13 protein-coding genes are annotated in these 12817 nt (G+C 48.1%); 5 read left to right on the forward strand and 8 right to left on the reverse strand.

Annotated elements, in window-relative coordinates; translation table 11 throughout:
* Window positions 1–63: 63 nt before the first annotated feature.
* Complete coding sequence (locus ACYP03_RS15385) at window positions 64–1299, reverse strand: S1 family peptidase (RefSeq protein WP_459780808.1); 1236 nt, start codon at window positions 1297–1299, stop codon at window positions 64–66.
* A 243-nt stretch (window positions 1300–1542) separates the two neighbouring features.
* Complete coding sequence (locus ACYP03_RS15390; RefSeq protein WP_248142202.1) at window positions 1543–2529, reverse strand: OmpA family protein; 987 nt, start codon at window positions 2527–2529, stop codon at window positions 1543–1545.
* A gap of 388 nt (window positions 2530–2917) precedes the next feature.
* Between ACYP03_RS15390 and ACYP03_RS15395 the strand changes: the two genes are divergently transcribed.
* Window positions 2918–4414: an FAD-dependent oxidoreductase gene (locus tag ACYP03_RS15395; RefSeq protein WP_459781063.1), complete on the forward strand. Its 1497-nt coding sequence runs from the start codon at window positions 2918–2920 to the stop codon at window positions 4412–4414.
* Window positions 4415–4459: 45 nt separating this feature from the next.
* Here ACYP03_RS15395 and ACYP03_RS15400 read toward each other — a convergent pair whose 3' ends face one another.
* Window positions 4460–4828 (reverse strand): cupin domain-containing protein, encoded by a 369-nt coding sequence (locus ACYP03_RS15400; RefSeq protein ID WP_459780810.1) that lies wholly within the window; start codon window positions 4826–4828, stop codon window positions 4460–4462.
* A 26-nt stretch (window positions 4829–4854) separates the two neighbouring features.
* Entirely contained in the window at window positions 4855–5535 is a 681-nt protein-coding gene (locus ACYP03_RS15405) for a chromosome segregation ATPase (protein ID WP_459780812.1), read from the reverse strand.
* A gap of 349 nt (window positions 5536–5884) precedes the next feature.
* Here ACYP03_RS15405 and ACYP03_RS15410 point away from each other — a divergent pair, with 349 nt between their 5' ends.
* On the forward strand, window positions 5885–6754 hold the full coding sequence (locus tag ACYP03_RS15410; protein ID WP_459780814.1) for a DNA ligase: 870 nt from the start codon (window positions 5885–5887) through the stop codon (window positions 6752–6754).
* A 52-nt stretch (window positions 6755–6806) separates the two neighbouring features.
* Here ACYP03_RS15410 and ACYP03_RS15415 read toward each other — a convergent pair whose 3' ends face one another.
* Window positions 6807–7493 carry a VC0807 family protein gene (locus ACYP03_RS15415; protein ID WP_248142197.1) on the reverse strand — a complete coding sequence of 229 codons (687 nt, stop codon included), beginning with the start codon at window positions 7491–7493 and terminating at the stop codon, window positions 6807–6809.
* A gap of 300 nt (window positions 7494–7793) precedes the next feature.
* Here ACYP03_RS15415 and ACYP03_RS15420 point away from each other — a divergent pair, with 300 nt between their 5' ends.
* Both ACYP03_RS15420 and nagA read left to right on the forward strand, forming a co-directional pair.
* Window positions 7794–8333, forward strand: a complete 540-nt coding sequence (locus ACYP03_RS15420; protein ID WP_459780815.1) for a hydrolase — start codon at window positions 7794–7796, stop codon at window positions 8331–8333.
* A gap of 127 nt (window positions 8334–8460) precedes the next feature.
* A complete protein-coding gene (gene nagA, locus ACYP03_RS15425) occupies window positions 8461–9606 on the forward strand; it encodes an N-acetylglucosamine-6-phosphate deacetylase (protein WP_459780818.1) in 1146 nt (381 codons plus the stop codon).
* Between the two features lie 76 nt (window positions 9607–9682).
* On the opposite strand, the gene ACYP03_RS15430 is transcribed toward nagA, so the two are convergent.
* The gene (locus tag ACYP03_RS15430; RefSeq protein WP_459780820.1) at window positions 9683–10045 is read right to left on the reverse strand and encodes an NADH:ubiquinone oxidoreductase; all 363 of its coding nucleotides are present in this window, start codon (window positions 10043–10045) and stop codon (window positions 9683–9685) included.
* Window positions 10046–10608: 563 nt separating this feature from the next.
* Here ACYP03_RS15430 and ACYP03_RS15435 point away from each other — a divergent pair.
* Window positions 10609–11601, forward strand: coding sequence for a chemotaxis protein CheV (locus ACYP03_RS15435; RefSeq protein ID WP_459780822.1), 993 nt, complete (start codon window positions 10609–10611; stop codon window positions 11599–11601).
* A gap of 34 nt (window positions 11602–11635) precedes the next feature.
* Here the strand turns inward: ACYP03_RS15435 and ACYP03_RS15440 are convergent, their stop codons facing one another.
* Window positions 11636–11878, reverse strand: coding sequence for a hypothetical protein (locus ACYP03_RS15440; RefSeq protein ID WP_248142192.1), 243 nt, complete (start codon window positions 11876–11878; stop codon window positions 11636–11638).
* 9 nt (window positions 11879–11887) lie between these two features.
* Window positions 11888–12640, reverse strand: coding sequence for a sortase-associated OmpA-like protein PdsO (gene pdsO, locus ACYP03_RS15445; RefSeq protein WP_459780825.1), 753 nt, complete (start codon window positions 12638–12640; stop codon window positions 11888–11890).
* Window positions 12641–12817 lie beyond the last annotated feature (177 nt).

Below are 12817 nucleotides of genomic sequence, written 5' to 3' on the forward strand. Positions count from 1 at the left end.
GTATGCCCGTCAGAAGCTAACTGCTGGTCATATATGGCATCGTTGATCCTCAAGCTGATTTGATCAACAACGCCCATCCGTTGCAAGGACTACAGTTCCGGGCCGGTACTGCCCCAGTCCGGCCGGGTAGACATACTCATACTGATCCCCGCTGCTGTTATCCAGAACCGTCGCTGAAACACTGGCTTCAACCTTGCCCTGAATCTGATCCACCTCCAGTGACAATGTCACTCCTGCCTGGCCTGGCGCAGTTCCGCCAAATTCAACCCGGACTCCACAGTCCTGATGCTGATTCAAAACACTGACCGAACAGGTATCCGCTGCAATGACCGCCACATCAGCGGTGCCGGTTGCTTTTGCCCAGACGTCACCAATCGTAATTTGCGTTTCACCGGTATTGGTGAAGACAAATTCGTGATGACGTAACTCCCCGACAGAAAAGTCGGGTAAAACAGTCTGTTTCCGGTAAGTCAGAGATACCGCCTGTCCTGTCCCCGAAATCACGTCATCAACCCAGGGACGGAGTTCTGCAATATCTGTGTACACGCCATACATGCCGGGACGGGCGCAACCAATCCCCCAGCTTACGATGCCTAGCTGTGTGATTTGTCCCTGACGTTTCACAATAATTGGCCCGCCGCTGTCTCCCTGACAGGAATCTTTCTGACCCTGCGGGTAACCGGCGCAGAAATTATCAATCCCGACACTTTGATAACTCGGACCACCCTGCCGGCAAATGGCATCACTTACCAGAGGAACCGTCACTTCCTGCAAGATCGACGGGCTTGTCCCATTTTCGGTCAAGCGGCCAACGCCAGCAACGCGCAATTTATCTCCCAAAGCGGCGTATTGATTTAGATTGCCCGCCGCAATTTCAACCACAGGAGCAATCACAACTCTGTCCAGCTTCAGTAAGGCCATATCAAAACTAAGCGTTTGTCTGACATACTGTAGATGGATGTAAATCTGACTTACGTTAGCCCGGATACCGTCAGTGCCATCAAACTGATGTGCGCCGATTTTGACTGACAAATCAGATGCCCGATGACTGTCGACACAATGGGCAGCGGTCAGAACATAACCATTTCCCAGATAACTTGCGCCACAATAGGGACGGTTTCCATGTCGTGCCGTCAGTTGGGTAAAGAACTGCCAGTCTTCGGTCACCGCATCAGTACCGCCAACAATTCGCGGATCAACATTAAATTGTAAAATCCGGTTTTCAGTTTCATCAGCATATCCAGTCACAGAAAATAGCAGAGCCGCAATTGCAGCCCAAATGAAGACTCCTTTGTTCATGCTTTATCCTCAATGAAAAGGTGGGTTCAGTGCATATCAGGCGATATCACCCGATAAGTTGAAGGATTCTGCAAAGGAATGCCTGCAAATTATCTTGTCCTGGAATTCACTTTCCTGTTTTGATGCAAATGAGAATGAATCTTAAATTAATCCCGCAGCCGCGCTCGCAAACAGAGAAAAATAATGAAGATAAAAAAGGGCCTCCAAACGGAGGCCCTGGATAAACTATCACTGAAAAATGATTTACTGACCATTTTCCATCGTCATACCCGGCATGTAGGCCTCAACACGACGGTTCTTCGCACGTCCTTCTTCGGTATTATTCGGAGCAATCGCATCCCGCTCACCAAAACCTTTAATTTCGATCCGGTCCATACCGATGCTGAAGTAGCCTGCCAGATAGCCCGCAACCGCGGCTGCCCTTTCCTCAGACAATTTCTGGTTATACGCAGGCGTACCGGATGCGTCAGTATGGCCAATGACCTGCAATTTACTGTCCGGATATTCCACCAAGCGATCTGCGATGGGTTTTAAGCGGTCAAAATCAGCCTGCGTCAGCTTGCTGCTGTCAAAGTCAAAGGGCAAAGCAACACGCAGAGGCTGTATCATTGATGGTGGTAAAGCCGCAGGCTCTGGGGCAGGTGCCATGGTCTCTGCCTGTACCGGAGCTGCCCCGCCCCAGTGGTATACAAGGCTGACACCATAAAAGTGGATATCTGCCTTACCCGGGTCATTTCGGCCAACCTGATTGTAATACTGGTATTCAAGCCGGGTTGACATGCTCGGGTTAATATAAAACTCAGCCCCCAGGCCCCCGGTTGCCGATAATCCATCGTCATCTTTATCATTGACACTATTATCAGCGTTGAAGTAAAAACCACCGGCTTTGGCGTAAATATCAATCACGTCAGTGACGGGCCAGGACAGTTTTGCAACCAGATCTAAACCATAGGCTTCAAATCCGCCACTGCCCAGATCGTAATCCGCTTCGCCTAAATAGGTGTATCCTCCTTCAAAACCGACCACGGGCGAAAACTGGTAACCGAGGAAAACACCGCCCCCCCAGTCATCTTGTCCAAAATTATCTTTCTGGCCGTCAAGAGCACCATCAAAACTATCGAAGTGTGTGCCACCAACCCGAGCTCCGAAATACCACGGATTATCTGTAGCCGCATAAACTGAGCCGGATAGAAATATTGCCAACGGAACGAATTTAATCATTTTCATCATCACATTTTCCTTGTTCTCTGTTCACCACCACCTCTTAGGGTTAGACAGAGAAAAGTCTTTATGCAAGAGAATGAACAAGTTATGCCACGGAATTATCTTTTCTAAGATAAAAATAAGACACTGCACGCATAGATAAAGAAAAGTTCACACAGCCCTGAGAAAAGACCTGTTCCCCCGCTTCAAAAAATTGACATTCCGATAAATTTGAGTTGCTGGCGCATAAGCGCCAAAAAAATAATCCTCATAATTTACAATGTAAATTGAGGCTGACAATAAAAAATAGACAAACAGACTTTTTACAGAAACATCAGTGTTTAAAACATGACTTGAGGCAAGTAGAATGCAACCTATAACATTTGATAACTGATATGTTGAAATACCATTGATTATGACTGAAACAGGCAAGAAACAACCCAATAACCACTTAAAAATCGGGGTTATTGGCGGAGGAATGGCTGGCTCTACCATTGCGCTCCAGCTTGCCGAACAAGGATTCAGGGTAACCCTTTTTGAAGAAGGCCGAAGTTTAGTAAATGGCCCGCCAATCTGCCATCTTCATGCAGGTGGTAACCTGTATCGTGAAATTTCCGATCATCAGTGTCTTCAACTGCTTGAGCAGTCGATTGATACCCTGCGTGTGTATCAGCACAGTGCCAATATCCGTCCAACTGTCGTCGCAGTTCCGAAACAGGACCCAGGCCACCCAGAGCAATTGCTGCCAAGACTGACACAGCTGCAAAACCATTACCGTGCACTGGTTCAGCAAGATGCAACCAATGCCGTTCTTGGCCATCCGGATAATTATTTCCGTCTTTACTATCGTGACGACATGGAACACCTGGCCAAACAGGATTTACCCACCAATGCGTCCTGCGCTGATGACTGGATGATTCCTGTCGCCAAGCACCTGAATCTGGATGAGTTCAAGTTCCCGTTTGTTCTGGTTCAGGAATACGGCGTCAGTGTATTCCGTCTGGCTGCAACTGTCTCACTCGGGCTGGAAGCACTCCCAAGCAGCCGAATACTCACACAAGCCAGTGTGACTGATATTCAGCAGGATACGGAATCGCTTCAATGGAAAATCACCTATCAGACAATGGATCCGGATTGCGATGATTGTGTCAGCCAGACAACAACGGTCGATTATCTGATCAATGCCTGCGGTTATCGTACCGGCATCCTTGATGATATGGCCCGGCACAAACGACAGCGACTGGTCGAATTTAAAGCAGCCTACGTCACCCACTGGGCGGACAATACAACCGACTGGCCGGAGGTTATTTTCCACGGTCAGCGAGGGACACCTGATGGCATGGCGCAACTGACTCCTTACCCGGATGGATATTTTCAGCTTCATGGTATGACGCAGGATATTACCCTGTTCAAGGACGGACTCGTCAGCAGCACGGATCAGAGTGCTCAACCTGTCCTCGACACACGGTTTAAAAACATGCTGAGAAACGGCTGGCAGCCGCAAGATATTGAACAGCGTACCCGACGGGCCATTGCGCATGTCGCAAAATTTATTCCAGCCTATCTTGACGCTCAGGTCGGTGGTCCGCCGTTGTTTGGTGCGCAGCAAATTCCGGGACAAGACCCGTCGCTGCGAGCAGCTGACGTGTCATTTGCCGGGCAACGGTATGCCCGTACAGAGATCGTCAAAGCATCTTCTGCACTCACTGCCGCCGAACGAATTTTGCAACAACTGGTGAATGAAAACCTGATCACCGAGCAGCAAAGTGGCCTGCATCATGACTGGGAAGGCCGCTTTCCTGTCACAATGCAATTGAAAGCCTCAGATATTGTTGCGAAAGCAGAAGCTCTGGCAAAAGAACGCCAGTTTCCGGTTGCTCTTGCCCGGCCAGTCGGAACGGTTCTGGGCTGATATCCAAATGGAAACGGCACCCTCAAGGTGCCGTTTTAGACTCATTCAGATTTCATTTTCAGCCGGGAAAAAGATGGCAAGCCAAATTGTGTGTTCGCCTTCCGCTGTCCAGTTCACCCTGTGGCGGCAATGAGCCGGCAAAAAAACACTTTGACCGGTTTTTAAGTGGACCGGTGGCCTGGAGTCATCAAAAACCAGCTCGGCTTCACCTTGTATGAGCAGAACCCACTCGTTTTCATCCTGATCGTACCAATCACCTTCCGGTGTCTGGTGACCCCGCGAGACAATCCGCTCAACTCGCAAATGTGATGAGACCAATAAGTTCTGAAACAGTTCTTCAGGTAAGTTTTCAGGAATATCTGCCAGCAGATCCTGCACATTCACCACGCCATCCTGACACACCGTTAAAGCCATCACACTTCCCCTTCCCTGGTTCAAGCTTAATTTTCTTTTGGCAGTGCGACATCAATTTTTGCGTTCAGCACATCCAACTCATTTTGAAGCGCAGTTTTTTCCACTTCTGCTTCAGTCACTTTGGCAAGTTTCTCTTCATACCGATCGCAGTCCGCCTGAGACACCCAATTCCAGCTTTGACCTGTTTTGAATTCTTCACAAGGCTTTTTAAATTCATCTGCCACACGTCGTGCCTGCTTCAGCTCTGCATCGGCCTGACTGAGCTGTTTCTGCAGCTCAAGCTGCTGCTGATACAACGCCTTTGAGTTCGACAAAACGGTCTGCTGTTTTTTGGTGGCTTCAGTCAGCGTTTCAACTTTGGTATCCAGCTTTTCTTTACTGACAGACAACTGTTTTTTTTGCTGCTTCAGTGAGGCAAGTTGTTTCTCGTAATCTTTCTGAAGCGTTTCCAGTGCCTGCTCTTTTTCGGCCAGCGTCTCTTGCAGTTTTTTAAATGCAATGGCTTTTTCTGTTTCGAGGGTCTCAAGCGTATCTAACCGCCCGCTCAGGCTTTGAATTTGCTCAATTTGCTCAGCGTTTTTTTCACGCAGTGATTTCAGTTCAACAGCCTGGGGTTGTTGCTGAAAATGCCCAATTGCCGATGCCAGTGCAGCGCCGGCAATAAAACCAGCGACCAGAGTCACTTTCCAGTTTGACATCAACTCCATCCCATACTCCTATTCACTTACCCGTTTGACAGACACAGGCAGGCAATCACAAACTGTTCATTAGCCTAACATACTCATTTCCTGAGATGTCAGAGTACTTTCAATAATAAAGGCTGTTTGCTCACCCGTCAGTCTCTCACGTTATTTTTCGGACAGCACCCCGTATTCCGGGCGGATGAACCCGGTTTTTATCATGGTTTCTTTCGCAAAGCTGATGACTGCCGCGGTGAATCTGACACAGGAATTTACATATAAGCCGCATTCTTACGCTTTCTGAAAGCACCCGATACTCTCCTCCGTCCGGCACTCAATTATCGTGTACCTTTTCCATTATGAAAGGAACGAAATGATGAAGTATTCTGCACTTGCCATCATGATCATGCTTGCGCTCAGCCCGCAGACCCTCGCCAAGGAAACTGTAACAACCATGCGGGCACATTCCATTGACTGGCAGGATGATACTGTCGTGCTCCCGGCAGGAAGCGTCATCACCGACTATTGGGTCAGTGAAAAACTGGATGGCGTACGTGCCTTCTGGACTGGCAGCCAGCTGCAGACACGATCGGGTCATCAGATTCATGCGCCTGACTGGTTTACGAAAGACTTTCCCAAAGAAGCGTTAGAAGGTGAATTATGGGCAGGCAGGAACCAGTTTCATCTGACCATGCAAACCGTTCTGGATAGCGTCCCCAATGAAACTCAGTGGCGGAAGATTCAGTTCATGGTATTTGATGCCCCGAACCAGCCGGGTACTTTCGATGAACGGTTGGCGCATATCACGCCCCTGATTGACTCATTACACCAGCAACAGATCAAAGCGGTTCATCAGCGAAAGCTGGATTCAATCCAGACTCTGGAGCACTGGCTGAATGAAGTCGAAAGCCATGGAGGCGAAGGTCTGATGCTGCATCGGGGCAAACAACGTTATATCGCGGGCAAAGCAGATGGTTTGCTGAAACTGAAGCGATTCGAAGATGCAGAAGCGATCGTCGTTGGTTACGAACCGGGAAAAGGAAAATATCAGGGACTGACCGGAGCAATCTGGGTGAAGATGGACAATCACCCGCTCTTTAAAATTGGCTCAGGCTTCAGCGATGCAGAGCGCGCTTCCCCGCCCGAAATCGGCAGTATTGTGACCTTCAGGTATAACGGATTCACCCAAAATCGTATCCCGAGGTTTGCACGCTTTCTGAGATCGCGTCCGGCTGAAACGCTCTGACTGCCTGGATCGAAAAAGGGCTTGCCACTGGCAAGCCCTCATCAGTTTACAATTACTGAACCTTAAAGATTTGGTTTGCTTCCAGATTTGTCATACGACGAATTGAGCGCCAGACATAATAGAAAATACCAAACATCATCAGCATCGACGGGATCGCAATCATGGGATAGCTCAGCAACGTCATTTCGCCCAGCTCTTCATTGAAAGCTTCAGAACCTGCCGGACTGGTCACAATGCTCGTCGCCAGCACGTAATTCATCACCGCTGAGAAAGCAAAAGTGCTGGCAAACAAGTAGTTCGACTGAGTCAGACACTTATTGAATTCAGACTGCTTCCCGGACTGATTGAGTTTCTCCTTAATCAGCTCAAGGTTCAGGACGGCGTCATTGAAAATCATTTTGGTCACAATGGGATACTTGGTAAATGTTGAACCAAATACCACCACACCAATCAAGCCGGGTATCAGCGCTTCTTTGATTGCAAGCCACTGCGTATCCAGCTCCAGCAGACCGATGCCGCCGGTCAGAAGCACGCTGATAAAACCCAACAGAGAGATAAAGTTAAATTTCTTATGCTTGAGCAATTCATAGCTGCCCAGAATCACAGGAAATGCCAGTGCAAGCAGCAACGCATTGACCGGACCAAGTTGCTCCTGACCACTGAGTTTCATCAGAATGACAGATGGCACAATGACGTTAAAGATGAGGTCGGTAAGTGGGTTCGATTTTTTTTCAGTCATACTTAAGGCTGTTTATCTTTTAAATTCTTGAATAATTTCAACTTTTGTTGAATCAAATGCGTTTTCGAATCGACACATTGTTTCGCCATTTCTCCAGAAAGTAAAGTTGAAAGCAGTTACAAGGCTTTTCGCAAGGCCTGCTGATAGTTTCCATTCTAGTGCAATCATCCGGCATCGTGTACTCCCCCTTGACTTTCCAGTCAGAGAAGACCAAGGTCAATGGTCAGATAAAAGCTGCGCGATAACAACTAAACTTCTCTTATGAAAGATTTTTTTCGTTAAACTGAAAAGGATGTCCCTATGTTAGATCGCAACAAAACCGCACTCGTCATCGTAGATGTTCAGGGAAAACTGGCCACCCTGATGGACGACACACAGACCCTCTTCCACAACCTGTCCGTGATCACTCAAGGCGCCACTGCACTGAATCTGCCCATTATCTGGCTGGAACAATTACCGGACAAACTCGGTCCGACGATCCCTCAGGTTGCCGATTACCTTGCGGACCACACCCCCATCGCGAAGAACTGCTTCAGCGGCTGCCACTCTGCAGAATTCATGGATGCACTTCAGTCAACCGGCTGTGAAAACGTCATTCTGGTCGGTATTGAAGCACATATCTGTGTTTACCAGACCGCCATGGATTTACTGGAAAAAGGGTTCCATGTTGAAGTCATTGCAGATGCTGTTTCTTCCCGTATCGCAAACAACAAAACTGTCGCATTGAATCGTATGCAGCAGGCCGGTGTTGCTTTATCTTGTACCGAGATGGTGCTGTTCGAGCTGCAACGGGTCGCTGAGGGCGAAAGCTTCAAAAAAATCTTAAACTTAATCAAATAACTGTGTTTTGCCTCAGCAACAGCGTCACAGAAAATTGATCCCGGATTCACTGCGTGCTATCTTATTTTTACACACAAAATAAGATAGCCAATGTAACATCTCCTATCGCGCATTTAGGAATCCGGCCATGTATGCAATAACCCATATCAACGTGTTTAATGGCAACACGATTGAAAATGATCAAGCCATACTGATTGACGGCGACAGGATCGCCAGCGTCATCCCAATGTCTGAGGCAAATCAAAGCCAGTCGCTTCCTGAACAATGCATCGATGGAACCGGATTGCTGGCAACCGCGGGTTTTATTGATATTCAGTTAAATGGCTGCGGAGGCGTCCTGCTCAATACGGATATTACGAAATCCACGCTGGACACCATGAATGCCACAAACCTCCAACACGGTACCACCCAATATCTTCCGACCTTTATTACCAGCAAAACCGATCGATTCAATCAGGTCATCCGGCTCATTGAAAGCATCCGGCAACCTGAAGAGGAAGGCATCCTGGGATTACATTTAGAAGGCCCCTTCATCAGTAAAGAGAAGAAAGGTGCGCATCAGGAAGATTGCATCCGTGATTTAGATGAAGAGACTGCCCGTTTTCTGGCGGCTCATGCCGAACGCATCAAAGTGGTTACGCTTGCTCCGGAAGCCTGTAACCAGGGTGTCATAGATATTCTGACCCGCGCCGGAATCATCGTTTCAATGGGTCATACCAATGGTCAGTACACGGATTATGCCGCCAAACAGGGCATTACCATGGCGACCCACCTCTTTAATGCCATGAGCCCGCTGGACTCACGTGAACCTGGCGCGGTTGGATATATTTTCGATCAGAAACTCCATGCCGGCATCATTGTTGATGGGATTCATGTGAATTATGCCTCGGTGCGTATCGCCCACCAGCTCCTGGGTGAGAAATTATTTATGGTCACGGATGCTGTCGCTCCTGCAGGCACGACAATGAAAGAATACGATATGCCTGGCGAAAAAGCATATGTCACTGACGGTAAATGCCACTACGCTGACGGCACAATTGCAGGCGCTGCCATCACGATGATTGAAGGCATCAGAAACCTGATTCAACATGTTGGACTGTCAAAAGAAGAAGCACTGCGGATGGCCAGTCTTTACCCTGCCAAAGCTCTGGGACTGGAGACACAATATGGTCGTGTTCAAGCAGGTTATAAAGCCAATCTGGCCCTGCTGAGTGATGACTTAGAGGTCAGGTCAGCGATTCAGATGGGTCAATTCCATTCATTCCCGGCATGAGCCACCCAATCAATTCCTGAAAGTCAAAAGGGTCGCATTAGCGACCCTTTTTGCAGCATATTGCCGGAGATTTCTGTTACGCGTTAGCCAGTTTAGCGGTTTCAATCCGGCTGAGCTGGAATTCCCGCAATTTGAAATAGCTGTAGGTTGCAACAACTGAAAAGAACAGGTAAGACAAGGCGAACACCAGCGGAGAATTGATGATCTGATTTTCCAGTCCCCACATCACACCCAAGACGGTCACCCCCATCTTCGCCATTAATCCTGAAAGTAACAGCATGAAAGCCAGTTGCGGATAGCGAGTGGACCGGAACGCGAGCCAGTATGCAACACCAACAGCCAGCGATGCCACACCAAATCCCGCCATAAATGAATGAAAATGTTCACCTGACAACACAGCCGCCACTACAGAGACCAGAAAAATGAACAGAAACTTCATGACCACCTCATTGAAACACATCGAAATTGATACCGCAGGCGCGTATTCAGACCAGCCTGTAAATTTCCGTGTATTGTTCCAGTTTTCCTGATGATTTTATAGCCATGAAGCATGTTCGAAATGTTATCAAAATATTTCAAATTCAGTCATTTACATTTTGAAACACAGTAAATATCCGTCAGATAAGGAGATCCCCAGAAAAGTTAAAAAAACGTTAACTTTTATTACGCTAGTGGAATATCTCTTGAAACAACAAAAATGAAATATAATATTTAAGAATCGAGTCATTGTTATGCAGTACACCAATACGTTACTGTGTGGTCACAACAATAGTCAGGATTAAATCCTGAATTCACAGTTTCATCAGTAAAAATCGCAATTCTGTGAAGGATACACGGACAAACCCATGCAACACTCCCCCTCTCTGCCGTTACATCAGTTTTTTAGCATGTTATGAAACTGGGATATTGCTCTTAGCTTTTTACCCTGATCTATGACAACTGAAGCCAAACCTCTATAATCCCCTGAATTTTGGTATAAATACTCAACTTTTCGGATACAAGATGACGACGATTCTCGACGCTGTCGATCTACGAACACAACTTGTCGGAGAAAACCGCCTGGAACTGCTCATCTTCCGGCTCCACTCCGCACAACTTTTTGCAATAAACGTGTTTAAAGTGCGCGAGGTCGTCAAGCAGCCTCATTTACATTCACTGCCTGGCAGCCATTCCAACGTCTGTGGTGTCGCGAATATTCGCGGTCAATCCATCCCGATTATTGACCTACGTAGTGCTATCGGCGTTCGTGCGACTCAGGAAAGTGATGAAACGAATCTCATCATTACAGAATACAACCGCAGTGTTCAGGGCTTTCTTGTCGGTCAGGTCCTCAACATTGCCAACCTGACCTGGCAGGATATTCAGCCTCCCCCAAGTCATGTTGGCAAAAACAATTACCTCACCGCTATCACTCGTGTGAAGCGAGACGGTGCTGAAAGACTGGTCAGCATTGTTGATGTAGAGAAAGTTCTGGCACAAATTGTGGATTACAACACTGATATTTCTGAGCATGTGCTGGACGAAAACCTGGTCGGCGAACTATCCGGACGGAAAGTGTTGATCGTGGACGATTCATCAACCGCCCGGTCACAAATTCGCGATACGCTGTCTCAGCTTAGTCTGGACGTGATTGAAGCCACAAACGGCAGAGAAGCGCTGGATATACTCAAAGGCTGGTGTGATGAAGGCAAAGTGGTCAATCAGGAAATTCTGATGATGTTCACTGATGCCGAAATGCCGGAAATGGATGGTTATCGCCTGACCCATGAAATCCGTCAGGATGCACGGATGAGCAACCTATTTATAGCGCTCAATACCTCACTCAGCGGGAGCTTTAACCAGGCAATGGTAGAGAAAGTCGGCTGCAACCGGTTTATTTCCAAGTTCCAGCCTGACCTTCTGGTCGAAGTCGTACAGGACCGACTGAGAGAAGTACTGCAGTCCGCTCCCCGCCTTACTCCTGACCTTTCAGCAATAAATCAGACTAAAGTGTAGAACGGTCAGTTTCAGGAGCCACTTGAGTAACTGATCAGGGGCCAGTCCGGCCCCATTCACCAGCGATTGAAGCAAAGGCTGAAGCAGAAGGCCGGGGGGCGTCTTCACTATCCATGAATTGCCAAGCATCATCGTTCATTCCTTGTATTTGCATCAGATAGTTCGCCGAAGCTGCCGTATCTTCTCCCTTGAATACGAGTTGCATTGTAAAAAGCACCAGAATTGCAATCGGAATCAAACTACTGCTGAGTGTAAAACGGGCTGCCGAATCCATCATGAACCTCTCTTAATTCGATTGAGCTGTCTGTACCGGGCCCTGCTGACTGCGCAGCGTGACACGACGATCAAAAAAGTCAGACTCACCATTTTCGTCTGCCTGCAACGGCTCTTCTTCACCATAAGCAATTGTGACGATCTGCAGTGGGTTCACGCCCCGTGATTCAAGGTAATCTCTCACGGCATTTGCACGTGCTTCAGACAGCGTCAGGTTTCGCGCAGTTGTGCCACGCCGGTCGGCGTAACCCGACAATTCCCAGTTCATTTCAGGTGACTGCTTCATCAATTCTGCAATTTCATCCAGCTGGGACTGAAAATGTGGCTCAATCTCCGAGGAACCGGTACGGAAATGAACGTTCATTGCCAATGCCAGTTCACGTTGTAACTGCGTGGCTCTCAGATTTGCCATTTCCTGTTTCAGCATGTCATAACTGTCGAGCACGGGCTCCAGCTCAGCATTTCGGGCATTCAGCGATTGGATTGCCTCTTCCTGTTCATTCAGCCGAACATTTTGCGTCTCAATATAACCATCCTGACCAACGGCTGTACCCAGAATCCCGCCCACCATTGCCCCGATCACTGCGCCGAGGGGGCCGCCGACCATCCCGCCCACTGCGGCCCCTGAACCCATGCCAATCCATTGCTCCTGAACGACAGGTTCATTGAAAGACCGCGCGGATTCAGCCTGAGCCTGAGTCGTGGTTGCCGCCAGTGCCGTTGCAACCAGCAGAGTCATCGTGGTTTTCTTCATCAAATTTTTCATCGTCATTCCTCATCTTTCTGATTATTTGAAACAGTCTCCGAGAGCCATCAGGCTGTGCTCGTCTGTCGATGAGTGAATTAAACCAAAGAGTTCGGGCAGTCGAAGGGAGGAAAAAAGGCAATGTGCTGATGAATTGTGGCAAGAAAATGGCATTTGCAATTCGGGCCGGATTTGGAC

It is taken from the genome of Photobacterium sp. R1 (assembly GCF_054600795.1).